Origin of the sequence: Rhodococcus parequi (assembly GCF_046042785.1) — a bacterium.
Classification (GTDB): domain Bacteria; phylum Actinomycetota; class Actinomycetes; order Mycobacteriales; family Mycobacteriaceae; genus Prescottella; species Prescottella parequi.
In genome coordinates, this window is record NZ_JBDLNV010000003.1 from 346,666 (window position 1) to 370,464 (window position 23,799).

Here is a 23,799-nt window from a genome sequence, read left to right on the forward strand (position 1 = left end):
CCGTCGCGGAGCGGATGCGGGTCGGAAGAGCGCTGGCCCCGCCTCGAGGCGCAGTTCCCGAAGGCGGAGGCCGACTGCGAGATCTCCGTGCCCTAGCGGGTGTCGCGGAAGGCCGGGTCGCGCTTCTCCTTGCGGGCGAGGGTCGCCTCTTCGAAATTGTCGGTCATCAGTCGAATCATCAACTGGCCGAGGCCTTCCTGGTTCATGTGCTGCGCCATCGACGACGCGTCCAGGCTCGACCACAGGGTGCGCTTGGTGAGTTCGACGCCCGGGCGCGAGAACATCGCGATCCGTTGCGCCATGTCGAACGCCTCGTCGAGGAGGTCGTCACCGGCGACGATCCTGGAGACGAGGCCGATCCGTGCGGCCTCGTCGGCGTCGACGCCCCGGCCGGTCAGCATGATCTCGAACGCCCGCGACGATCCGATCGCCCGCGGCAGCAGGTAGCTCAGGCCGAGTTCACTGGCGGTCAGGCCGTTGTTGATGCCGGCCGCGCGAAAGTAGGCCTCGGGGGCGGCGAGGCGGATGTCGGCGGCCAGCGACAGGCACAGTCCACCACCGATGGCGGCGCCGTTGACCGCTGCGATCACCGGCTGGTGCATCCGTCGCAGTGTCAGGACGACGTCGTCGAGCAGTTCCATGGAGCGCAGCGCGATCGACGGGCGGGTGAGCCCCTCGATGTGCGGGATCGGGCCAGCCGAACGCTGGTCGGCCCCCGAGCAGAAGCCCCGGCCCGCGCCGGTGATCACCACGGCCCGCACCGAGGTGTCGTTGCTGATGGCCTCGAGCGCTTCGCGGAACGGAATCATGACGTCGAACGCCATCGCGTTCATCCGTTCCGGCCGGTTGAGGGTCACCAGCGCGACGTTCTCGCGCGGCCGTTCGACGAGGACGAAGCTCACGGGAACTCCTACGTGCAGAGGGGCGATGTGCGCCGACCCTACGCGCCGGGGGTTCCGTGGGTGCCCGTTTCCCGTGTGGGCCCGCGTGTCCGGCGCCCGGCCGCGTCGAAAGTGAGTTCTACAGGGTGGATTCGACCGCGGCCTTGCGCGCCCGGCGCCGCGAGGTGAACAGCGCGAGGGAGAGGATCGCGAGGAAGAGCACCGCGGTCGAGATCAGCTGCTGCCGCGCGTCCTCGTCGAACGCCATCAGCACCACGAACCCCGCCAGCAGTGCCAGCGTGAGGTAGCTCAGGTAGGGGAACAGCCACATCCGGACCGACAGCTTGCCCTCGCGCTCGAGGCGCGGGCGCAACCGCAGGTGCGCGATCACGATGAACACCCAGATCACCAGCAGGGCCGCGCCGACGGCGTTGAGCAGGATGCCGAGCAGATCGTCGGGCAGCAACCAGTTCAGCAGCACGCTGACGAACCCGAAGAACACCGACAGCAGAACCGCGTTGGTCGGCACCCCCGTCCGGGACAGCTTCGCGAGGGGCTTGGGGCCGTCGTTGCGCCGGGCCAGCGAGAAGGCCATGCGGGACGTGCCGTAGACGTTGGCGTTGAACGCGGACAGCAGCGCGATGACGACGACCAGTTCCATCAGCCCGGAGACGTACGGAATGTTCGCCCTCTCCAACACCGCGACGAACGGGCCGTCCTGCAGTTCGGGATCGTTCCACGGCAGGACCAGGACCATGATGCCGATGGCGCCGATGTAGAAGACGCTGATCCGCCACATGACGGTGCGGACGGCGGTGGCGATCGAGCGCTCGGGATCCTCGGACTCGGCCGCGGCGATGGTGACGATCTCGATGCCGCCGAACGCGAACGCCACGACCAGCAGGCCCGCGGCGATACCGCTGAACCCGTTGGGCATGAAGCCGCCCTCGCCGAGCAGGTTCGTGAATCCCACGGGGTCGGTGTCCGGGAGGAGGCCGAAGACGAGTAGGACGCCCACCGCGAGGAATCCGATGATCGCGGCGACCTTGAGTGCCGCGAACCAGAACTCGAACTCGCCGAAGTTGCTGACCTTCGCGAGATTGACGACGGCGAAGAAGGTGACGAACACCAGCGCGATCACCCATTGGGGTACGCCGGGCAGCCAGTCGTTGACGATCGCGGAGGCGCCCGTGATCTCGGCGCCCAACACCATGATCAGCATGAACCAGTACAGCCAGCCCATGACGAAGCCGGCCCATTCGCCGATACCGATGCGCGCGTAGTGGGAGAAGGATCCGCTCGCGGGCAGGGCGGCGCCCATCTCGCCGAGCATGCGCATGACGCACACCACGACGAATCCGGCGATCACGTAGGAGATGAGGACCGCGGGGCCTGCCTTCGCGATCCCGACGCCGGTGCCGAGGAACAGACCGGCGCCGATGGCCGACCCCAGGCCCATCATCGTCAGATGACGGACCTTGAGGCCGTGGCCCAGTCGAACGGGAGTATCGGTGGAGCTCACAGAACCTGAAATCAGTCGTTGGCGTGCAGGGCAGCGTTCAGTTCGACACCGGTGCCCTTCCACGGCACCACCTCGACGGCACCGGAGACGGAGTTGCGGCGGAACAGGATGTTCGACTGGCCACTGAGATCGGCCGCCTTGACGACCGTGCCGTCCGGGCCGGTGACCTTGGTGCCGGCGGTGATGTACAGACCGGCCTCGACGACGCAGTCGTCGCCCAGCGAGATGCCCAGGCCGGCGTTGGCGCCGAGCAGGCAGCGCTCGCCGACGGAGATGACCTGCTTGCCGCCGCCGGACAGCGTGCCCATGATCGACGCGCCGCCTCCGACGTCGGAGCCGTCACCGACGACGACACCCGCCGAGATGCGGCCCTCGACCATCGAGGAGCCGAGCGTGCCGGCGTTGAAGTTGACGAAGCCCTCGTGCATGACGGTGGTGCCGCTCGCCAGGTGCGCGCCGAGGCGGGCACGGTCGGCGTCGGCGATGCGCACGCCCGACGGGACGACGTAGTCGACCATGCGGGGGAACTTGTCGACACCGAACACCGTCACGGCGCCGCGGATCCGCAGGCGCGAGCGGACCAGCTCGAAGCCGTCCACCGCGCACGGACCGAAGTTGGTCCACACGACGTTCGCGAGCAGACCGAACTGGCCGTCGAGGTTGACGCCGTGCGGCTGCACCAGGCGGTGCGACAGCAGGTGCAGGCGCAGGTAGACGTCGTGCGCGTCGACCGGCGGCGCGGACAGATCGGTGATCGTGGTGCGCACCACGACCTGCTTGACCTCGCGGGCCTCGTCGTGGCCGGCGAGCAACGCGAGGTCCGACGGAATGTCGGTGCCCTCGAGCGCGACGGTTCCGTTCTCCTGGTACTCGCCCAGTTCGGGGGCCGGGTACCAGGTGTCGAGAACCGTGCCCGACTCGGTCACGTTGGCGACGCCTACTGCAGATGCTCCCTGTGCACTCACGGGTGCACAGGTTACGCGAGTCACGGCGAAGCTTCCTGTCCGGTGAGTCCGATTGTGATCCTGTGCGCGTTCCGACCGGTCGGGGGGGCGCGAAGGCGGTAGCGCCTAACCTGGAGGCGTGAGTCTCCTCGATCTGCATGCCGACCCCATCGACCTCACCGCGGCGCTCGTGGACATCCCCAGTGTGTCGCACGACGAGCGCGCGATCGCCGACGCCGTCGAGCAGGCGTTGCGGGAGCAGACCACGGGGTTCGAGGTGATCCGCAACGGCGACGCCGTTCTCGCGCGCACCGATCGTGGCCTGCCCAGCCGGGTGATGCTCGCCGGGCATCTGGACACCGTCCCGATCGCCGACAACGTCCCGAGCCGGCGCACGGTCGACGAGCGCGGTGACCTGCTGCACGGCTGCGGCACCGTCGACATGAAGTCGGGTAACGCGGTGTTCCTGCACCTCGCGGCGACTGTCTCCGATCCGGCCCACGACCTGACGCTGGTGTTCTACGACTGCGAGGAGATCGCGGCCCGCTACAACGGCCTCGGCCGGATCGAGCGGGAACTGCCGGAGTGGCTGCGGGCCGACGTCGCGATCCTCGGCGAGCCCACCGGCGGCCTCATCGAGGCCGGTTGCCAGGGCACCCTCCGGGTCCGGCTCACCACGTCCGGCGTCCGGGCGCACTCGGCTCGATCGTGGCTCGGCGACAACGCGATTCACAAGTTCGCCCCCGTGCTCGAGCGGCTGTCGTCGTACGAGGCCCGATCCGTGGACATCGACGGCTGCGTCTACCGCGAGGGCCTGTCGGCCGTGCGGATCGCGGGTGGGGTGGCCGGCAACGTCGTGCCCGACGCAGCGGAGATGGACGTCAACTTCCGATTCGCGCCGGACCGGAGCGTCGAGCAGGCGGTAGCGCACGTGCGGGAGGTGTTCGATCCGGCGGCGCTGGGCGGTCTGGAACTGGGGTTCGAGGTCACCGACAGCTCGCCCGGCGCGCTCCCGGGACTGGCGAACCCCGCCGCGGCCGCACTGATCGCCGCTGCCGGCGGGCAGTTCCGGGCCAAGTACGGCTGGACCGACGTCTCGCGGTTCTCGGCGCTGGGCATCCCGGCGGTCAACTACGGCCCGGGCGACCCGAACCTGGCGCACAAGCGCGACGAGCACGTGCCGGTGCAGCAGATCACCGAAGTGGCCCGAGTGCTGCGTGGATACCTGAGCGCGTGAGCGCCTAGCCTGGCCGCATGGCACCTGACAGGAAGACCGGTTCCGCCCGGCAGAACAGTTCGTCGGTGAAGCACCGCGGTCCGGTCATGTTGCGCCGTGATCGCAAGACCGGGGTGACGACCGCCGACCGCAGGCTGCTCGATCAGCGCGGCCCCGCCGACTGGGTGCACACCGACCCGTGGCGGGTGCTGCGCATCCAGAGCGAGTTCATCGAGGGTTTCGGGGCGCTCGCGGAGGTGCCCCGTGCGGTCACGATGTTCGGCTCCGCCCGCACGCCCGACGAGTCGCCCGAGTACGCGATGGCGCACGACCTCGCTGCCGCACTGGTGGAGGCCGGCTTCGCGGTGATCACCGGCGGCGGCCCCGGCGTCATGGAGGCGGCCAACCGTGGTGCCAGCGAGAGCGGGGGCTACTCGATCGGACTCGGCATCGAGCTGCCGTTCGAGCAGCGACTGAACGACTGGGTCGACCTCGGTATCAACTTCCGGTACTTCTTCGCGCGCAAGACGATGTTCGTCAAGTATTCGCAGGCGTTCATCTGCCTGCCCGGCGGGTTCGGAACGCTCGACGAGCTGTTCGAGGCGCTCACCCTCGTCCAGACGCGCAAGATCACGCGGTTCCCGATCGTCCTGGTCGGCACGGAGTTCTGGTCCGGGCTGATGGACTGGCTGCGCGGCGTCCTCGAGAAGTCGGGCAAGATCTCGCCCGGCGACATCGATCTCATCCACGTCACCGACAGCATCGACGAGGTGGTCCGCATCGTCGTCGAGTCGCAGCAGGGCGTGGACGAGGCGGCACTTCTGGGAGACGAGGACGAATGGTGAACGAAGAGAAGGCTGCCGGGAAGTTCGCCGTGTGTGTGTACTGCGCGTCGGGACCCGTGGACGAGCAGTTCCTGCAGTTGGCGTCGCAGGTGGGCACGGCGATCGGTCGCCGCGGTTGGCAGCTGGTGTCCGGCGGCGGCAACGTCTCGATGATGGGTGCGGTCGCCACGGCGGCACGCGAGGCCGGGGCGTGGACCGTCGGCGTCATTCCGAAGGCGCTCGTGCACAAGGAGGTTGCCGACGTCGACGCCGACGAGCTGATCGTCACCGACACGATGCGCGAGCGCAAGAAGATCATGGAGGACCGGGCGGACGCGTTCGTCACGCTGCCCGGTGGCATCGGCACGCTCGAGGAACTGTTCGAGACGTGGACCGCCGGTTACCTGGGGATGCACGAGAAGCCGGTGGTGATGCTCGATCCCGTCGACCACTTCGGGGGTCTGCTGCACTGGCTCGACGGACTGAAGGCGCAGGGGTTCGTGGCGCAGCGCGCGCTGGACGGGCTGATCGTCACCGGTGACGTCGAGGCGGCTCTGGACGCGTGCGTGGGGTGAAAGCGGTTCCCCTCGAGGGGTTCCGGGGACGGGTCACAAAGGTTACTGTGGAGTAAGAAACGACCCGTCCCCTCCCGACAAGGATGCCGATGAGTTCAGACGCCGCTGCTTCGACGATCGGTCTCGTGCAGTTGGCGCTGCAACTGCCGCGCATGGCGACGGAGATCCCGAGCCTGGCCCGCGGAGCGCTCGGACTCGCCCGGAAGCCGGACGCGCGCGAGTCCATCGGCCGCGTCTTCCAGGAGTTGGCGCGGCGGCAGCCGGACCGGCCGTTCATCCGGTTCGAGGGCGCTTCGATCAGCTACCGGGACGCGAACGAGCAGGTGAACCGCTACGCGGACGTGCTCGCCCAGCAGGGCGTCCGGCGCGGCGACGTGGTCGGGATCCTCATGAAGAACCGGCCGGAGACGCTGCTGGTCACTCTGGCGACGGTCAAGCTCGGCGCGGTCGCCGGCATGCTCAACCACAATCAGCGCGGCGACGTGCTCGCGCACAGCCTGTCGCTGCTCGGCAGCCGCGTGCTGGTCGTGGGGGAGGAGTGCGACGAGGCGATCGAATCGCTGTCGGTCGCGCCGCACGCGGAGACGGTGCTGTCCGGGGCCGAGCTGGACGTGCTCGCCGCGACGGCGAGCACGTCGAATCCCGCTGTGTGCGAGCGTATCCAAGCCAAGGAGCGGGCGTTCTACATCTTCACGTCGGGCACGACCGGCATGCCGAAGGCGAGCCTGATGAGCCACTTCCGCTGGCTCAAGAGCATGTCGGGGCTCGGGGCGATGGGGGTCCGGCTGCGCCGCAACGACACCCTGTACTGTGCGCTGCCGCTCTATCACAACAACGCGTTGACGGTGTCGCTGTCGTCGGTGCTGTCGTCCGGGGCCGCGTTCGCGATCGCCCGCACCTTCTCCGCGTCGCGGTTCTGGGAGGATGCGAAGCGCAACGGTGCGACAGCCTTCGTCTACATCGGTGAGGTGTGCCGGTACCTGCTCAATCAGCCCGAGCGACCGTCCGACCGCGACAACGGGATTCGGCTCATGGTCGGCAACGGGCTGCGACCGGAGATCTGGACCGAGTTCACCGAGCGCTTCGGGATCGACCGCGTCGCCGAGTTCTACGGGGCCAGTGAGTGCAACATCGCGTTCGTCAATGCGCTCGGTGTCGAGCGCACCGCCGGCGTGTGTCCGCTGCCGTACGCGGTGGTGGAATACGACCAGGACACCGGGCGGGCCCGACGCGGGGCGGACGGGCGGCTGCGGCGGGTGGGTGTCGGCGGCGTCGGACTGCTGCTGTCCAAGGTCACCGACCGGGCGCCGTTCGACGGCTACACCGATCCCGAGGCCAGCGAAAACAAGCTCGTCCGAAACGGTTTCAAGGACGGCGATTGCTGGTTCGACACCGGTGACCTCGTCCGGGACCAGGGCTTCATGCACGTCGCGTTCGTCGACCGGCTGGGCGACACCTTCCGGTGGAAGGGCGAGAACGTCGCGACCACCGAGGTCGAGGGCGCGATGTCGGCGCACCCGGCGATCGAGCAATCGGTGGTCTACGGGGTCGCGGTACCCGGCACGGACGGCAAGGCGGGGATGGCGGCGGTGACGGTCCGGGACGGCCACGAGTTCGACGGCGCTCGGCTGGCCGCGGATCTGTTCGACCGACTGCCGTCGTACGCGGTGCCGCTGTTCGTGCGGATCGTCGACACGCTCGAGACCACGTCGACGTTCAAGAGCCGCAAGGTGGAACTACGGGAGGAGGCGTACTCGTCCGGACTCGATCGGCTGTACGTGCTCGCCGGTCGCGCGGACGGATATCGGCCCGCCTACGAGGGTTACGCGCGCGAGGTGGCCGACGGGACTGCTCCCGGGGCGTAGTGAGACGTCGGTCATGCGAATATGGGGGGCATGGCACCCCGCCCCGCCTCCGACGACACTTCGGCCGTTCCGCCCGTTTCGGCACCCGGTCGCGTCCTGCCCACCCTGTGTGGCAGGCCGGTGGCGACCGACCGTGCGCTCGTGATGGCGATCGTCAATCGCACTCCCGACTCCTTCTACGACCGGGGCGCGACCTTCTCCGACGAGGCCGCGATGGCCGCCGTCGATCGTGCGGTCGCCGAGGGTGCCGATCTCGTGGACATCGGTGGGGTGAAGGCGGGCCCGGGCACGCTCGTGGATGCCGCCGAGGAGACCCGCCGGGTGGTTCCGTTCGTCGAGGCGATCCGGGCGCGCTACCCGGATGTCGTCATCAGCGTCGACACGTGGCGCAGCGAGGTCGCTCGGCTCGCGTGCGCCGAGGGCGCCGACCTGATCAACGACACCTGGGCGGGCGCCGATCCGGGCCTCGTGGAGGTTGCGGCGGAGCTCGGTGCCGGAATCGTGTGCTCGCACACCGGAGGCGCGGTGCCGCGCACCCGACCGCACCGGGTCCGCTACACCGACGTGGTCGCCGACGTCGTCGACGAGGTGGTGCGGGCCGCCGAACGCGCGACCGCCCTGGGCGTGAAGCCCGACTCGATCCTCGTCGACCCGACCCACGATTTCGGGAAGAACACCTTCCACGGGCTCGAATTGTTGCGCCGTGTGGAAGATCTCGTTAACACCGGATGGCCTGTCCTGATGGCCCTGAGCAACAAGGATTTCGTCGGGGAGACTCTAGGTGTGGAACTGACGGACAGGTTGGAGGGAACTCTGGCGGCGACCGCACTCGCGGCCGCCGGGGGCGCCCGCGTCTTCCGCGTCCACGAGGTTGCCTCGACCCGTCGGGTGGTCGACATGGTCGCCGCGATCATGGGTACACGGCAGCCTGTCCGGACCGTACGGGGGTTGGCATGAGTATCACCGAGGCGTCACGCACCTGGACGGACGCGAACAGCTGGGATCATCCCGACTGGAGCATCGCCGAGCTCGAGCGCGCGAAGGCCGGACGCACCGTCTCCGTCGTGCTGCCCGCGCTCAACGAGGAGAAGACCGTCGCCGGCGTCGTCGACACCATCCACCCGCTGCTCGGGGGACTGGTCGACGAACTGATCGTGCTCGACTCCGGGTCGAGCGATGCCACCGCCGAGCGGGCGGCTGCGGCCGGGGCCACCGTGATCAGCCGCGAGGCTGCGGTGCCGGGGCTGGCGCCGGTCGCCGGGAAGGGTGAGGTGCTGTGGCGGTCGATCGCCGCGAGCACGGGCGACCTGATCGCGTTCGTCGACTCCGACCTCGTCGAACCGGACCCCGCCTTCGTGCCCAAGCTGCTGGGTCCGCTGCTCACCGTCGACGGCATCCACCTGGTCAAGGGCTACTACCGGCGGCCATTGCGGGTCAGCGGCACCGAGGACGCCAACGGCGGCGGACGCGTCACCGAACTCGTGGCGCGTCCCATGCTGGCGGCGCTACGGCCCGAACTGACCTGCGTCCTGCAACCTCTCGGCGGCGAGTACGCCGGCACCCGGGAGTTGCTGTCGTCGGTGCCGTTCGCCCCCGGCTACGGCGTCGAGATCGGGTTGCTGCTCGACACCTACGACCGCCTCGGTCTGGGAGCGATCGGCCAGGTCAACCTCGGGGTGCGCAAGCACCGCAACCGGCCGCTGTCCGAACTCGGGGTGATGAGCCGGCAGATCATCGGCACGATGTTGCGGCGCTGCGGCGTCGACGACACGGGCGCCGGACTGACCCAGTTCCTGGTGGACGGCGACTCCTTCGTGCCCGCGCACACCGATGTCTCGCTCGCGGACCGTCCGCCGATGAACACCGTCCGACCCTGACCGCCGGCGCCTGACGCCCGGTGTCGGAGGTTCGTGACAGGATCGGGGCATGCTGACGGTCCTGATCTACCTGTTGGTCATGGTGCTCGTCGGTGGCCTGCTGTTCCTCGGCGCGAGCGCCGTGTTCGGTCGTTCCGAGGAATTGCCGCCGCTGCCGCCGGGAACCACCGCGACGGTGCTGCCCGCCGCGGACGTCACCGGGGCGGATGTGAAGGCGTTGCGGTTCCAGCAGACGCTGCGTGGTTACAAGGCCGGCGAGGTCGACTGGGCCCTCGACCGTCTCGGCAAGGAGATCGACTCGCTGCGAGCGCAATTGGCGATTCGTGATGCCGGCACCGACGGCACCGGGGCCTCCGCGGATCCGGAGGCGTCGCGATGACGGTCGACGACCGGACGCGCTGCCCGTGGGCGGTCGATTCCGACGGCTCGCGGCTGTACACCGACTACCACGACCTCGAATGGGGGCAGCCGCTGCACGGCCGCGACGAACTGTTCGAGCGCCTGTGCCTCGAGGCGTTCCAGTCGGGGCTGTCGTGGATCACGATCCTGCGCAAGCGAGAAGCGTTCCGGAAGGCCTTCGACGGGTTCGCCACCGAGGCGGTGGCCGCCTACACGGACGCCGACATCGAACGTTTGCTGGGGGACGCCGGCATCGTCCGCAATCGAGCGAAGATCGAGGCCGTCATCGGGAACGCCCGCGCCGTCCTCGACCTGTCCGGGACCGACCTCGACACGCTGCTCTGGTCTTTCGCGCCGCCGCGGCGCGCCAGGCGCTTGGACCGAGTCGGCGACGTTCCGGCGGTCACACCCGAGTCCACGGCGATGGCCAGGGAACTGAAACGTCGTGGCTTCCGTTTCGTGGGTCCTACCACGGCATATGCGCTCATGCAGGCCACCGGGATGGTCGACGATCACCTCGCGTCCTGCTGGGTCGAACCGGGTCTCTGACGGCGCCGGGTTCGAGCGGTTTTGCGCCTCAGCTACCCGGCAACCCGCTCGATAGGGAAGAATGGACCAGGAGCCTCGCCAAGTGCTGGCGAGGCAAACGGGTAACCCGAGGCGCTAGCGGAGTCCGGCGCAGATTTGGAGGGAGCAGAGGATGGCGGCCATGAAGCCCCGGACCGGGGACGGTCCCCTCGAGGCAACCAAAGAGGGACGAGGAATCGTCATGAGGGTTCCACTCGAGGGCGGTGGACGTCTGGTCGTCGAACTCACCCCGGAAGAGGCTGCTGCGCTCGGGGAAGAACTCAAGGGCGTCACCAGCTGATCGGAGTATCCCTCCGCGGTGTCTCGGCCGGGTCGGCTCACGAATGTCAGTGAGACCACCCGGCCGATGCCTGTGTGCTGCTCGCCGCGGGTCCACCCGAACGACGACTTCTGCGGAAAGGGCACGGCGGTACCGGTGCTGGCGGATGTGAGTGCACTACTCGCGTGCCCTCAATGTGGCGACGGGCTCGATCTCGTCGATCGAACGCTCCTCTGCCCCCGGGGGCACAGCTTCGACGTCGCCCGCCAGGGCTACGTCACATTGCTGACCGGCGCGGCCACCAAGTTCACCGGCGACAGTCCCGAGATGATCGCGGACCGCTGCGAATTCCTCGACGCCGGTCACTTCGACGCTCTCATGGCGGCCGTGGCCGACGCGGTCGTGCAGTCCACGCCCGACGACGTCGATCCCCGGATTCTCGAAGTAGGGGCGGGAACCGGCCACTATCTGGCCCGCGTCCTCGACGCGGCCCCCTCCGCCCAGGGCATCGGACTGGACGTCTCCAAGCCGGCCGCCCGCCGGCTCGCGCGCTCGCACCCGCGGGCCGCCGCCGTCGTCGCCGACGTGTGGCGGCAACTGCCCGTCCGTGACGGCGTGCTCACCCATGTGCTCTCGATCTTCGCGCCGCGCAACGCCGCCGAGATCGACCGGGTCCTCGCCGACGACGGAACCCTCGTCGTTCTGACCCCGACCGACCGGCACCTGCACGAGCTGGTCGACCTGCTCGGCATGGTGCGTGTCGACGACCGCAAGGTCGAGCGACTCGGGGAGACGATGGCGGGCCGGTTCGACCGTGTCCACCGCGCGCCCGTCGAGATCACCATGTCGCTGTCGCATCGCGACGTCGACCACCTCGTGGGGATGGGGCCCTCCGCGCGGCACCTGCCGCCCGACCGCCGAGCCGAGGCGATCGGCGCACTGCCCGAACCGTTCCCGGTGACGGCGTCGGTCGTGGTGTCCACCTATCGGCGGGCCAGTACGTCCCGGTAGACGTCCAGCGTCTGCTGTGCCACCCGGGCCCACGAGAACTCCGCGGTCGCGCGTGCGCGCCCCGCGCGGCCCATCTCCGCCGCGACGGTGGCGTCGGCGGCCACGGCGTTGACGGCGTCGGCCAGGGCGTGCTCGAAGGCGTCCGTCTCGTACGAGTTGTAGTGGACCAGGCGGCCGGTGACGCCGTCCTGCACCACCTCGGGAATGCCGCCGACGTCCGACGCGACCACCGCGGTCGCGCACGCCATGGCCTCGAGATTCACGATTCCCAGCGGTTCGTACACCGAGGGACAGACGAAAACCGTAGCTGCGGAAAGTATTTCGCGAACCTGGGTGGTGGGCAGCATGTCCCGAATCCAGAACACGCCGTCCCGGGCCGCGGCGAGACGGGCGACCTCCCGCTCCGTTTCCTCCGCGAGTTCCGCCGTGTCGGGCGCGCCCGCGCACAGCACCAGCTGGATGGAAGGATCGAATCGGTGTGCCGCCGCCACGAGGTGCGCGAGCCCCTTCTGCCGAGTGATGCGCCCGACGAAGACCGCGATCGGCCGATCGTGGGAGATACCGTGCGCGGCGAGGATCGAGGGCGTACCCGGATCGGCCGGTCCCGGATACCACACGCTCGTGTCGATCCCGTTGTGCACCACGTGCACTCGGGCGGGATCGATCGCCGGGTAGGTGTCGAGGACGTCGGCGCGCATTCCCGCGCTGACCGCGATGACCGCGTCGGCGTGCTCCATCGCGTTGCGCTCGGACCACGACGAGATGCGGTACCCGCCGCCCAGCTGCTCGGCCTTCCACGGCCGCCGCGGCTCGAGCGAGTGCGCGGTGACGATGTGCGGGATGTCGTACAGGGCTCCGGCCAGGTGCCCGGCGAGGCCGGTGTACCACGTGTGCGAGTGCGCGACGTCGGCGTCGCCCGCGGCGTTCGCCATCCGCAGCTCCGCCGACAGGGTGCGCAGGGCCGGATTGGCGGCGGACAGGTCGGCGTCCGGGACGTGGACGACGGCGCCTGCGCGAGGCGCACCCATGCAGTGGACGTCCACGTCGCACAGCGCGCGCAGGTGCGAGACCAGTTCGGTCACGTGGACACCGGCGCCGCCGTAGATCTCCGGGGGGTATTCCTTCGTCATCATCGCGACCCGCACCGGCTAAACGTAACCGCCGAAACCCGTTTCCGGCCAGCGGCGCCGGGCGTGTTCCCTGCAACGCTGGCGGCGGTCGGGGGGCGCCCGATAGGTTGACTGGTGTGAGGAGTCAGCCCCATGTGCTCGGGATCGTGCTCGCCGGTGGCGAGGGTAAACGCCTGTACCCGCTCACGGCTGACCGCGCCAAGCCCGCCGTCCCGTTCGGCGGCGCGTACCGGCTCATCGATTTCGTGCTGAGCAACCTCGTCAATGCCGGTTATCTGCGCATCTGCGTGCTCACCCAGTACAAGTCACACTCGCTGGACCGGCACATCTCGCAGACCTGGCGATTGTCCGGGTTCGCCGGCGAGTACATCACGCCGGTGCCGGCGCAGCAGCGACTCGGGCCACGCTGGTACACCGGCAGTGCCGACGCCATCTTCCAGTCGCTCAACCTCGTGTACGACGAGGACCCCGAGTACATCGTGGTGTTCGGCGCCGACCACGTGTACCGGATGGACCCCGAGCAGATGGTCCAGCACCACATCGACTCCGGCGCCGGCGTCACCGTGGCCGGCATCCGGGTGCCGCGCAGCGAGGCGTACGCGTTCGGATGCATCGACAGCGACGAGTCCGGCCGGATCACCCAGTTCCTGGAGAAGCCCGCGCATCCGCCCGGTACCCCGGACGATCCCAACGTCACGTTCGCGTCGATGGGTAACTACGTGTTCACCACGAAGGTTCTGGTCGACGCCATCCGGGCCGACTCCGAGAACTCCGACTCCGACCACGACATGGGCGGCGACATCATTCCCGCGCTCGTCGACGCGGGCCTGGCGTCGGTGTACGACTTCAAGAACAACGTGGTGCCGGGCGCGACGGACCGCGACCGCGGGTACTGGCGCGACGTCGGAACCATCGACGCGTTCTACGACGCGCACATGGACCTCGTGTCGGTGCACCCCGTGTTCAACCTCTACAACCGGCGCTGGCCCATCCGCGGCGGAGCCGAGAACCTCGCGCCGGCCAAGTTCGTCAAGGGCGGGCTCGCGCAGGAGTCCGTCGTCGGCGCGGGTTCGATCCTGTCCGCGGCGACGGTCCGCAACTCGGTGCTCAGCTCCAACGTGATGGTCGAGGACGGCGCCACCGTCGAGGGCAGCGTCCTGATGCCGGGCGTCCGCGTGGGCAAGGGTGCGGTGGTGCGCCGCGCCATCCTCGACAAGAACGTCGTGGTGGGGGAGGGCGAGATCATCGGGGTCGATCTCGAGCGCGACCGTCAGCGCTTCGCGGTCAGCAACGGCGGCGTCGTGACGATCGGCAAGGGCGTCTGGATCTAGCCGTCAGAGGCGCGCGGCGCACAGCAGGCCGTCGCCGATGGGAAACAGCACACGGGTGAGGCGCTCGTCGTCCGCGATCGCGCGTGCGGCCTCGCGGACCGCGACCGTCGCCGCGTCGCGCTGGCCGGGGTCGGCGACCCGGCCCCCGAGCAGCGCATTGTGCAGCACGATCACCCCGCCGGGACGCAGCAGGCGCACGCCCTCGCGGACGAAGTGCGGGTGATCCGCGGGCGCGTTGTCCACGAAGACGAGGTCGTATGCCGAATCGGCGAGCCGCGGCAGGACGTCGAGCGCGCGGCCGTTGATCAGTCGGGTGCGAGACGGCGCGACGCCCGCGACGCGGAAGGTCTGCTTGGCGGCGCGCTGGTGCTCGGGTTCGCTGTCGATCGTGGTCAGGACGCCGTCCTCGCGCATGCCCCGCAGCAGCCACAGCCCGCTCACACCCGCACCGGTCCCCACCTCGACAACCGTCTTGGCATCGAGCATCTTCGTGAAGAGCGCGAGGGCCGCACCGACGGGCGGGGGCACGGGCGCAGCGCCGAGTTCCACGGCGCGATCGCGCGCGGTGGCGAGCATCTCGTCCTCGAGGATCGTGTCCTCGGTGTGAGTGAGAATTCGTTCGGCGTTGGTGAGCACGCAATAGAGGCTAGCCGGGCACTCCCGGCGCGGTGTCGAGGCTCGCGCGTGCCCCGGCTCGGCAGAATTCTCAGGCCCCACTCAGCTTGCTCATATTCGGCACATATCCAGGTGCGAGAGGGTGATCCCATCGCCGGACGACTAGACCGCACGGCGTGAAGATCATGCGACAGCGGATCGGCGGGAACAATTCCTCGTTCTCGGGAGTTGAACCGGCAGAATCCCGTGTCTCGTGATCAGCGGTCCTGAGTAGGAGGATCCACCCATCCACATGATCAATGCCGAACGCACCATCACCGACACCGCCGACCGTACGCTCGCGGCGGGCACAGATTCAGGTGTGTCCGCGCTCGGCATCGAATCAGGACTGACCGAACCCACCGGCACGGCCGCTTTCGACGCGACCGGTGACAAGTCGGCGATGCCGTCGTGGGACGAACTCGTCCGCGAACACGGCGACCGGGTCTATCGCCTGGCGTACCGCCTGTCGGGAAACGCGCAGGACGCCGAGGATCTGACGCAGGACACCTTCATCCGCGTGTTCCGGTCGCTGCAGAACTACCAGCCCGGCACGTTCGAGGGTTGGCTGCACCGCATCACGACCAATCTGTTCCTGGACATGGTCCGGCGCCGCAACCGCATCCGTATGGAAGCCCTGCCCGAGGACTACGACCGCGTTCCTTCCGACTCGCCCAATCCGGAGCAGATCTACCACGACGCCCGACTGGCGCCCGACCTGCAGTCCGCGCTCGACTCACTCGCCCCGGAGTTCCGCGCCGCCGTGGTCCTCTGTGACATCGAAGGTCTGTCGTACGAGGAGATCGGTGCGACACTGGGCGTCAAGCTGGGTACTGTTCGCAGCAGGATCCATCGTGGACGACAGGCTCTGCGTGAGCACCTCGCCGCGAATGGAAAGGTTGATGCCGACCAGATCGGTGTCCGGTAGGCAATGCAGGAGGGTTTGATGACGCAGGCGCGCAGACCTCGTCAGTTCGGCTCTACCGAGCACCTTGCGAGTGAGGCGATCGCGTCGTACGTGGACGGCGAATTGCGCATGAACGCCTATCTGCGGGCCTCCCAGCACCTGGCGATGTGCCCGGAGTGCGCCGCCGAGGTCGAGGCGCAGCAGCAGGCACGCATCGCGTTGCGTCGCGCCGCCGAGGTGTCGATGCCGAGTTCGCTGCTCGGCCTCCTCAGTCAGATTCCGCGGTGCCACCCGGCCGAGCCCGATCCCTCGCCCCGCCAGGACTCCGTGCCCGGCATCATCTCCTTCGAGCGCGACAGCGACATCGCGCGGCGCTGGCCGTTCCGCCGTCGTCGCTGACGTGCCGCGACCCGCGCGGTCGCCCGAATCGGCGATACTGGCATCCGTGATCGACGCACACGAGGGGATACACGCGCGTGACCGCTGACTCGAGGACGCCCGGAGCGGCGGACGCCGGATCGGATCCCGAGCGGCCACGGCTGGCCCCGCGTCCGGTGTACCGCCCCGATGTGGACCCCGCCGCGGCCCACGCGTTCGGGCGCCCGGCCGACGTCTCCGGTTCGTTCGTGCGCGCATCCGATCCCCGTTCCGCCGGGCCGTCCGACATCCGGGTGGCTCGGCCCGATCCCGTGTTGGCCGAGGCGTTCGGACGCCCCGACGGTGAGGCGGAGTCGATCCAGCGTGCCCCCGAGTCCCCGGTCGAGGTCGCCGCAGACGACGTTCCGGCCGATCCGTGGCGCGATCCCGATGCCCCCGTCCGACTGGGCGCACCCGCCGAGGCGGCGTCCGGTCCGGCCCGCACGCCCGACGCCCCGAAGCTGGGTGTCCGGGACGTCCTGCTCGGCGATCACGTGGAGGGAAAGGCGCTCGCGGCGCTGGCGGCCCTCGCACTCGCGATCGGGCTGGTCGGCGGACTCGTCGGAATCGCGGCGACGTCGGATCGTGACAGCCTCACCAGCCGGAGCGTCACTCTGGCCCAGTCCGGCGACGACGGCGACGAGCCCGTGGGGCAGATCGCCGCAGTCGCCGATGCCGTCCTGCCGTCGGTCGTGTCCATCCAGGTCGCGCAGGGCGATCAGTCCGGTACCGGATCGGGAGTGGTCGTCGACGGTGCCGGCTACATCGTCACCAACAATCACGTGATCTCGATGGCCGCGACGGCCCCCGAGGGCGCGACGATCCGGGTGACCTTCTCCGACGGAACCAAGGTGCCGGCCCAGATCGTCGGCCGCGACACCAAGACCGACCTCGCGGTGCTCAAGACCGACGCGAACAACCTCACCGTCGCCGATCTCGGCAAGTCCTCGGACGTGCAGGTCGGCCAGGACGTCGTGGCCGTCGGGTCGCCGCTGGGCCTGAACAAGACCGTGACCCGGGGCATCGTGAGCGCGCTCAATCGGCCCGTCCGGCTCAACGGCGCCGGCACCGACACCGATGCCGTGATCGACGCCGTGCAGACCGATGCCGCGATCAACCCCGGCAATTCGGGTGGCCCGCTCATCGACATGGATGGACGGGTCATCGGGATCAACTCGGCGATCCGCTCGGAGAGCGGTGGATCGGTGGGCCTCGGTTTCGCGATCCCGATCGACGACGTCACGGCCGTCGCGCAGGAACTGATCCGCAACGGCGTCGTCCACCACCCGGAGATCGGCGTCAACGCCCGGACCGTCATCAACGACGCGACCAGCGGTGCCGAGGTCGCGAACGTGCAGGCAGACAGCCCGGCACAGAAGGCCGGCATCGTGGAGGGCGACGTGATCGTCAAGGTCGGCGACCGGTCCGTGTCCGGCGCCGACGAACTGATCGTCGCGGTGCACGACCAGGAAGTCGGGAAGCCCGTCACGGTGCAGTTGTTCCGGTCCGGTCGGCTCGTGGACGTCGAGGTGACCCCGACCTCGGACTGACGTCGGGTGTCGCGGATGTGAAATTTGCGTATCGCACGAGCGTTTCCACGTGCGGACACGTACTCTGAACCCGTGTTTGGCAACATCGGCTGGGGCGAGTTCATGGTGCTCCTCATCGCAGCGCTCGTCATCCTCGGTCCCGAGCGGCTGCCCGGTGCCGTCAGCTGGGTCACCAAGTCGCTCCGCCAGGTCCGGGACTACGCCAGCGGCGCCAGCCAGCAGCTGAAGGACGAGCTGGGCCCGGAGTTCGACGACCTCCGCAAGCCGCTCGCCGACCTCAACGAACTGCGCGGCATGACCCCGCGCGCCGTCATCACCAAGCACCTTTTGGACGGCGACGACTCGGTGCTCAAGGGAACCTTCGACGGCAAGCCGTTCGACAAGGGGCTCGGCGGCTCGAACGGTTCGGGTGCCGCGCCGACCGCCCCCGAATCGAAGCCGCTCGCAGCGGGTGAGCGACCGCCGGTCGATCCCGACGCCACCTGATCTCCACCCCGAGACGACCGAAGGGCCGGAAAGCATCCAGCGATGCTCTCCGGCCCTTCGGCTACGTCGGGTCCGAGGCCCGTCTCAGAGGTGCCGGACGGTGTCGATCCCGAGCGACATGCCGGCCAGGCCGCGCGAACGGACCGACAGCTTGTCGGCGATGTCGCGCAGCGCGGTGCCCGCGGGGGAATCGGGAGCGCCGAGGACGATCGGGAGGCCGGCGTCGCCGCCCTCACGAACCGCCTGCTCGAGCGGGATCTGACCCAGCAGCGGCACCGTGGCGCCGACGGCCTTCGTGAGCCGGTCGGCCACGGCCTGGCCGCCGCCCGAGCCGAACACCTCCATGCGGGTGCCGTCCGGCAGTTCCATCCACGACATGTTCTCGACGACGCCCGCGATGCGCTGACGCGTCTGCAGGGCGATCGCGCCGGCCCGCTCGGCCACCTCGGCGGCCGCCTGCTGCGGGGTCGTGACGACGAGGATCTCGGCGCCCGGAATGAGCTGGGCGACCGAGATCGCGACGTCGCCGGTGCCGGGCGGAAGGTCCAGCAGCAGCACGTCGAGATCGCCCCAGAACACGTCGGCGAGGAACTGCTGCAGTGCCCGGTGCAGCATCGGTCCGCGCCACACGACGGGGGTGTTGCCCTGTGTGAACTGGGCGATGGAGATCAGTTTCACGTCGTGTGACTGCGGCGGCATGATCATCCGCTCCACCTGCGTGGGCTTGGCGTCGGTGCCGAGCATGCGGGGGACCGAGTGACCGTAGATGTCGGCGTCGAGCACACCGACCGAGAGGCCCTTCGCGGCCATCGCGGCCGCGAGGTTGACCGTGACGCTCGATTTGCCGACGCCGCCCTTGCCCGACGCGACCGCGTACACCCGGGTGAGGTTGCCGGGCTGCGCGAACGGGATCACGGGTTCGGCGGAGTCGCCCCGCAGCGAGCGGCGCAGTTCGGTGCGCTGCTCGTCGTTCATGACGTCGAGTTCGACGCGGACCGCCCCGGCGCCCTCGACGTCGGCGATGGCCTTGGTGACCCGCTCGGTGATCTCGGTGCGCAGGGGGCATCCCGCCGTGGTCAGGTAGATACCGACGTCGACGCTGCCGTCGTCGCCGATGTCGATGCTCTTGACCATGCCGAGTTCCGTGATGGGTTTACGGATTTCGGGGTCCTGCACCTTCGACAATGCGGTGCGGACGGCGGTCTCGGTCAGGGCTGCCATGCCCCCATGTTAGGCGGCACCGACTACGCGGCGGGCCCCGGCGTCGGTGCAGGCGCCGGTGGTGGGCAGAAGATGAGGCAGGGCAGCTGCGGCAGACCCGGGACGGTCGGCAGCGGCGGGGGAGCGGGAACCGTCGCCGCGGCCTGGTCGGCGGGCGGTGCGGCAGGGGTCGTCGTGGGCTCGGTCGGCGACGGCGACGGCGTCGGCGTCGGCGCGGCCTCGGCCACCGCCTCCGTGTCCGGGGTCCGCTCGGGCGGTGCCGGGGCGACCGGAACCGCGGGGGCCGGCGTGCCACCGGTCCGGTAGGCGGCCGACCACGACAGGACGTTCGCCATGTAGGTCGAGGAGTTGTTGTAGCGGAGTACGGCGCGCGTGAGCTGGGCCGGATCGTCGAGGTTCAGCCCGCCCGCACACAGGTACCGCGCGGCCGACAGCGTCGCGTCGAAGACGTTGTTGGGGTCGGCGATGCCGTCCCCGTTGCCGTCGGACGCGTAGCGCACCCAGGTACTCGGGATGAACTGCATCGGACCCACCGCGCGATCGTGCACCGGGTCGCCGTCGAGCGCACCGCGGTCGGTGTCGGTGATGATCTCGTTGCCGGCCAGGTGGCCGTTGAGTGTGGGGCCGAGGATCGGCGTCACGGTGGTGCCCGCGGCATCGGTCTGGCCGCCGCCGGCATGTCCCGACTCGATCTTGCCGATGCCGGCGAGAAGGTTCCACTGCAGGCCACACCCCGGCTGCGCGCCCGCCATCGCCAGTTCCGCGGAGCGGTAGGCGTTGAGGACGATCTCCGGGATGCCGAGCGGCCCGACGACCACCGGAACCGGCACCGACCTCGGCGCCGCACCCGGTGCCGGCGCCGTCGCGTCCGGGAGAACCGGGGCCGCTGCGGGCCTGGCGGTGCGCAGCTGGCGCTCGGGACGGGGCGCGGCGGGCACGAGTCCGACGGTCGGGACCATCGCGGCCTGCGCCGCCGGCGCCTCGGTCGTCGTCACGAGCGGATACGTCGCCGCGGTGGACGCGGACTCGGGCGACGAGGTGTCGAAGACGCCTCCGAACGATGCCGCTGCGGTCACGACTCCGGCGAGGACGAGGGACGACGTACCGAGGATTCCACGCACACGCACTCTTCAGACCCCTCCTTGCGGGAAACCCGCATCCACTCGCATTGCACGACCGAGCGTCGCCGTCCGGTAGATCTCGATCGATGTGACACACGTTACATATCGGTGACCGGTCGTGTCGGAGAACGGAGCCGAGCGTTCGGAACGTCCGGCGAGGGAGGTTCGGGTCGCTACTTGCGCGAGCGCGGCTTGGAGACCGGCGGAGTCGACTCGTCGTCGACCCGACCCGAGTCCCGCTCGCCGAGCTCCGTCAGCATCTGCCGGATGTCGTCGAGTTCGCGCCGCAGGTAGTCGCGGGTCGCAACCTCGCCGACCGCGAGGCGCAGCGCCGCGAGCTCGCGGGCCAGGAACTCGGTGTCGGCTTTCGTCTGTGCGGCGCGCGCCCGGTCCTCCTCGAGGGACACCCGGTCGCGGTTCTCCTGCCGGTTCTGTGCCAGCAGGATCAGCGGCGCGGCGTACGCGGCCTGCGTCGAGAACGCCAGATTCAGCAGGATGAACGGGTAGGGGTCCCACTGCAGACTCACCGCGAAGATGTTGAGCGCGACCCACACGATCACGATCACCGTCTGGATCAGCAGGTAACGGCCGGTACCGAGGAAGCGGGCGATGTTCTCGCTCACCCGGCCCACGGCCTCGACGTCGATGTGGAATCGCAGTCCCCGCGTCCCGCGCGGGGTCTCGAGCCGCTGTCGTCCGCTCGGTTCACTCATGGTCGTGGTCCTCCTCGCGCCAGTCGGTCGGGAGGAGGTGGTCGAGGACGTCGTCGACGGTCACGGCACCGAGCAGGTGGTGCTCGTCGTCGACGACGGGCGCGCACACCAGGTTGTAGGTCGCGAAGTACCGGGTGACGGTCGCGAGCGAGTCCTCGGGGTCGAGTCGCGGCAGGTCGTCGTCGAGGACACCGCCGACCAGGTTGGCGGGTGGCTCCCGGAGTAACCGTTGCAGATGGACGCAGCCGAGGTAGCGGCCGGTGGGTGTCGCGGTGGGCGGGCGCACCACGAACACCATGCTCGCGAGGGCCGGCGTGAGATCGGCGTTGCGGGCGCGGGCGAGGGCCTCGGCGACCGTCGTCGACGGCGTCAGCACCACCGGCTCGGGGGTCATGAGTCCGCCCGCGGTGTCGGGGGAGTGCTCGAGCAGTCGCCGGACCGGTTCGGAGTCCTCGGGATCCATCAACTGCAGCAGCGACTCGGCGTCGGTCTCGGGCAGCTCGCCCAGCAGGTCGGCCGCGTCGTCGGGGTCCATCGCCTCGAGCACGTCGGCCGCGCGTTCGACCTCGAGGTGCAGCAGCAGGTCGGTCTGGTCGTCGGCGGGCAACTCCTGCACGACGTCCGCGAGGCGTTCGTCGTCGAGCGCGAGGGCCACCTCGTGCCGGCGCTTCTCGGGCAGCTCGCGCATCGCGTGCGCGACGTCGGCGGCGCGCATGCCGTCGAACTGCATCAGCAACTGCGAGACACCCTGTCCGGGCATCGACAGTGCGGTCGGGGTCAGCCCGTGTACGTGTTGCCAGTCGACGACATGGATCGCCGAGCGTCGGCCCAGCCGGCCGCGCTGCGCACGCACCGCGACGCGGGACACCACCCAGTCTCGGGTGCGGGTCAGTTCGATACCCAGGTCGACGATGACGGCCTCGGAGCCGATCGCGTCGGTGACCTCCGGATCGTCGATGCGGACCCGGGAATCGAGCACCTGGGCGAGCGCGAGGATTTCGGTGGGGCGCTGGTCGAAACGGCGCAGACTGACGTTGCCGGTCTTGAGGGTCACCGACGCCGGCTCGATCGCGGTGACGCGCAGCATGGGCACGAAAATGCGTTTGCGCGTGAACATCTCGATGACCAGGCCCAGCACCCGCGGCGGCTGTCTGCCTATTCGGATGGTGAGCACCACGTCGCGCACACGACCGATCGACTCACCGTCGGGTCCGAGAACGACCAGGCCGGCGAGCCTGGCTGCGAAGACCTTGCTCACAGCTGCCATGATGAAAAGGCTAAATCCTCATGGGGATATCCACTGAATTCGGAGGCCGCCGGTCATGACTTCTCGCTTCGGACCGCGTCGGTCGGTTCTCGCAGTTCCGGGCTCGAGTCGCAAGATGATCGACAAGGCGAAGGGGCTTGCTGCGGACGCGATCTTCCTCGATCTGGAGGACGCGGTGGCACCGATCGCGAAGGCCGAGGCGCGGGGCCGGATCGTGGATGCGCTGTGCGAGGACGGGTGGGGCGACCAGCTCAAGGTGGTGCGGGTCAACGACTGGACCACCGAGTGGACGCACGCCGACGTCGCGACCGTCGTCGGCGGTGCGGGAGCCAACCTCGACGCGGTGCTGCTGCCGAAGGTGCCCGATGCCAGTCACGTTCAGGCGCTCGACCTCCTGCTCACCCAGATCGAGAAGGCCAACGGCCTCGAGGTGGGACGGATCGGGATCGAGCCGCAGATCGAGAACGCGATCGGCCTCACGAACATCGACGCGATCGCGGCCGCGAGCCCGCGCGTGCAGACGCTCGTGTTCGGGCCCGCGGACTTCATGGCCAGCATCAACATGCGCACCTTGGTCGTCGGCGAACAGCCCGACGGCTACGACCGCGGCGACGCCTACCACCACATCCTGATGACCATCCTGATGGCGGCCCGCGCGCACGACCTGCAGGCGATCGACGGCCCCTACCTCGCGATCCGCGACGTCGAGGCGTTCCGGCGGTCGGCCCAGCGCACCGCCGCGCTCGGTTTCGACGGCAAGTGGGTACTGCACCCCTCCCAGATCGACGCGGCCAACGAGGTGTTCAGCCCGCGCCAGGCGGACTTCGACCGGGCCGAACTGATCCTCGACGCGTACGAGTTCCACACCTCGGCGGCGGGGGGCGGCCGCGGTGCGGTGATGCTCGACGACGAGATGATCGACGAGGCGAGTCGCAAGATGGCCTTGGTCATCTCGGCGAAGGGGCGTGCCGCGGGAATGATGCGGACGTCGTCGTTCACGCCGCCCGCGGAGTAGCCCGAGCCGGGGGCACCGCGTCGGCC

25 protein-coding genes are annotated in these 23,799 nt (G+C 69.4%); 16 read left to right on the plus strand and 9 right to left on the minus strand.

All coding sequences use genetic code 11. The annotated features are described in order from the left end of the window. Nucleotides 1-92 precede the first annotated feature (92 nt). The 3 genes from ABEU20_RS09915 to dapD form a co-directional block, all read right to left on the minus strand. A complete protein-coding gene (locus tag ABEU20_RS09915; RefSeq protein WP_420164240.1) occupies nt 93-902 on the minus strand; it encodes an enoyl-CoA hydratase in 810 nt (269 codons plus the stop codon). Nucleotides 903-1,020: 118 nt separating this feature from the next. After that, nucleotides 1,021-2,343, minus strand: coding sequence for an amino acid permease (locus ABEU20_RS09920; protein ID WP_420164571.1), 1,323 nt, complete (start codon nt 2,341-2,343; stop codon nt 1,021-1,023). 71 nt (nt 2,344-2,414) lie between these two features. Next, nucleotides 2,415-3,368 carry a 2,3,4,5-tetrahydropyridine-2,6-dicarboxylate N-succinyltransferase gene (dapD, locus tag ABEU20_RS09925; protein WP_420164241.1) on the minus strand — a complete coding sequence of 318 codons (954 nt, stop codon included), beginning with the start codon at nt 3,366-3,368 and terminating at the stop codon, nt 2,415-2,417. Between the two features lie 118 nt (nt 3,369-3,486). Here dapD and dapE point away from each other — a divergent pair, with 118 nt between their 5' ends. From dapE to ABEU20_RS09975, 10 genes are all read left to right on the plus strand, one after another. Next, nucleotides 3,487-4,584, plus strand: a complete 1,098-nt coding sequence (gene dapE, locus ABEU20_RS09930; RefSeq protein ID WP_420164242.1) for a succinyl-diaminopimelate desuccinylase — start codon at nt 3,487-3,489, stop codon at nt 4,582-4,584. Between the two features lie 17 nt (nt 4,585-4,601). Beyond that, nucleotides 4,602-5,408 carry an LOG family protein gene (locus ABEU20_RS09935; RefSeq protein WP_420164243.1) on the plus strand — a complete coding sequence of 269 codons (807 nt, stop codon included), beginning with the start codon at nt 4,602-4,604 and terminating at the stop codon, nt 5,406-5,408. Next, nucleotides 5,402-5,962 carry an LOG family protein gene (locus ABEU20_RS09940; RefSeq protein WP_420164244.1) on the plus strand — a complete coding sequence of 187 codons (561 nt, stop codon included), beginning with the start codon at nt 5,402-5,404 and terminating at the stop codon, nt 5,960-5,962. Before ABEU20_RS09935 ends, ABEU20_RS09940 begins: the two co-directional genes overlap by 7 nt. Nucleotides 5,963-6,045: 83 nt before the next feature. Then, complete coding sequence (locus ABEU20_RS09945) at nt 6,046-7,827, plus strand: long-chain-acyl-CoA synthetase (protein WP_420164245.1); 1,782 nt, start codon at nt 6,046-6,048, stop codon at nt 7,825-7,827. A gap of 30 nt (nt 7,828-7,857) precedes the next feature. After that, nucleotides 7,858-8,784, plus strand: coding sequence for a dihydropteroate synthase (folP, locus tag ABEU20_RS09950; protein ID WP_420164246.1), 927 nt, complete (start codon nt 7,858-7,860; stop codon nt 8,782-8,784). Next, a complete protein-coding gene (locus ABEU20_RS09955; RefSeq protein WP_420164247.1) occupies nt 8,781-9,704 on the plus strand; it encodes a glucosyl-3-phosphoglycerate synthase in 924 nt (307 codons plus the stop codon). Before folP ends, ABEU20_RS09955 begins: the two co-directional genes overlap by 4 nt. A 49-nt stretch (nt 9,705-9,753) precedes the next feature. Continuing rightward, a complete protein-coding gene (locus ABEU20_RS09960) occupies nt 9,754-10,083 on the plus strand; it encodes a DivIVA domain-containing protein (protein ID WP_420164248.1) in 330 nt (109 codons plus the stop codon). Then, nucleotides 10,080-10,652, plus strand: a complete 573-nt coding sequence (locus ABEU20_RS09965) for a DNA-3-methyladenine glycosylase I (protein WP_420164249.1) — start codon at nt 10,080-10,082, stop codon at nt 10,650-10,652. Before ABEU20_RS09960 ends, ABEU20_RS09965 begins: the two co-directional genes overlap by 4 nt. A gap of 151 nt (nt 10,653-10,803) precedes the next feature. After that, the gene (locus ABEU20_RS09970) at nt 10,804-10,971 is read left to right on the plus strand and encodes a DUF3117 domain-containing protein (RefSeq protein ID WP_003936084.1); all 168 of its coding nucleotides are present in this window, start codon (nt 10,804-10,806) and stop codon (nt 10,969-10,971) included. Nucleotides 10,972-11,106: 135 nt separating this feature from the next. After that, nucleotides 11,107-11,961, plus strand: coding sequence for a putative RNA methyltransferase (locus ABEU20_RS09975; RefSeq protein WP_420164572.1), 855 nt, complete (start codon nt 11,107-11,109; stop codon nt 11,959-11,961). Here ABEU20_RS09975 and glgA read toward each other — a convergent pair. Further along, the gene (gene glgA / locus ABEU20_RS09980) at nt 11,934-13,106 is read right to left on the minus strand and encodes a glycogen synthase (protein ID WP_420164250.1); all 1,173 of its coding nucleotides are present in this window, start codon (nt 13,104-13,106) and stop codon (nt 11,934-11,936) included. The genes ABEU20_RS09975 and glgA overlap by 28 nt on opposite strands. 101 nt (nt 13,107-13,207) lie before the next feature. On the opposite strand from glgA, the gene glgC reads away from it, so the two are divergent. Next, on the plus strand, nt 13,208-14,422 hold the full coding sequence (gene glgC / locus ABEU20_RS09985) for a glucose-1-phosphate adenylyltransferase (protein ID WP_137725306.1): 1,215 nt from the start codon (nt 13,208-13,210) through the stop codon (nt 14,420-14,422). A gap of 3 nt (nt 14,423-14,425) precedes the next feature. Here the strand turns inward: glgC and ABEU20_RS09990 are convergent, their stop codons facing one another. Further along, nucleotides 14,426-15,058, minus strand: a complete 633-nt coding sequence (locus tag ABEU20_RS09990; protein WP_005514457.1) for an O-methyltransferase — start codon at nt 15,056-15,058, stop codon at nt 14,426-14,428. Between the two features lie 271 nt (nt 15,059-15,329). Here ABEU20_RS09990 and sigE point away from each other — a divergent pair, with 271 nt between their 5' ends. The 4 genes from sigE to tatB all read left to right on the plus strand — a co-directional run bounded on the left by sigE (nt 15,330) and on the right by tatB (nt 18,436). After that, the gene (sigE, locus tag ABEU20_RS09995; RefSeq protein ID WP_420164251.1) at nt 15,330-16,004 is read left to right on the plus strand and encodes an RNA polymerase sigma factor SigE; all 675 of its coding nucleotides are present in this window, start codon (nt 15,330-15,332) and stop codon (nt 16,002-16,004) included. An 18-nt stretch (nt 16,005-16,022) separates the two neighbouring features. After that, nucleotides 16,023-16,382 carry a zf-HC2 domain-containing protein gene (locus ABEU20_RS10000; protein ID WP_420164252.1) on the plus strand — a complete coding sequence of 120 codons (360 nt, stop codon included), beginning with the start codon at nt 16,023-16,025 and terminating at the stop codon, nt 16,380-16,382. A 77-nt stretch (nt 16,383-16,459) separates the two neighbouring features. Then, complete coding sequence (locus ABEU20_RS10005) at nt 16,460-17,950, plus strand: S1C family serine protease (protein ID WP_420164253.1); 1,491 nt, start codon at nt 16,460-16,462, stop codon at nt 17,948-17,950. Nucleotides 17,951-18,022: 72 nt separating this feature from the next. Further along, on the plus strand, nt 18,023-18,436 hold the full coding sequence (gene tatB, locus ABEU20_RS10010) for a Sec-independent protein translocase protein TatB (protein WP_420164254.1): 414 nt from the start codon (nt 18,023-18,025) through the stop codon (nt 18,434-18,436). Nucleotides 18,437-18,520: 84 nt separating this feature from the next. Here tatB and ABEU20_RS10015 read toward each other — a convergent pair whose 3' ends face one another. From ABEU20_RS10015 to ABEU20_RS10030, 4 genes are all read right to left on the minus strand, one after another. Next, complete coding sequence (locus ABEU20_RS10015; RefSeq protein ID WP_420164255.1) at nt 18,521-19,657, minus strand: Mrp/NBP35 family ATP-binding protein; 1,137 nt, start codon at nt 19,655-19,657, stop codon at nt 18,521-18,523. A 23-nt stretch (nt 19,658-19,680) separates the two neighbouring features. After that, nucleotides 19,681-20,784 carry a lytic transglycosylase domain-containing protein gene (locus ABEU20_RS10020; RefSeq protein WP_420164256.1) on the minus strand — a complete coding sequence of 368 codons (1,104 nt, stop codon included), beginning with the start codon at nt 20,782-20,784 and terminating at the stop codon, nt 19,681-19,683. 167 nt (nt 20,785-20,951) lie between these two features. Continuing rightward, a complete protein-coding gene (locus ABEU20_RS10025; RefSeq protein ID WP_420164257.1) occupies nt 20,952-21,491 on the minus strand; it encodes a DUF1003 domain-containing protein in 540 nt (179 codons plus the stop codon). Beyond that, nucleotides 21,484-22,758 carry a magnesium transporter MgtE N-terminal domain-containing protein gene (locus ABEU20_RS10030; protein WP_420164258.1) on the minus strand — a complete coding sequence of 425 codons (1,275 nt, stop codon included), beginning with the start codon at nt 22,756-22,758 and terminating at the stop codon, nt 21,484-21,486. The genes ABEU20_RS10025 and ABEU20_RS10030 overlap by 8 nt, the downstream gene beginning before the upstream one ends. A gap of 55 nt (nt 22,759-22,813) precedes the next feature. On the opposite strand from ABEU20_RS10030, the gene ABEU20_RS10035 reads away from it, so the two are divergent. Continuing rightward, nucleotides 22,814-23,773, plus strand: a complete 960-nt coding sequence (locus ABEU20_RS10035; protein WP_420164259.1) for an HpcH/HpaI aldolase/citrate lyase family protein — start codon at nt 22,814-22,816, stop codon at nt 23,771-23,773. Nucleotides 23,774-23,799: the final 26 nt, after the last annotated feature.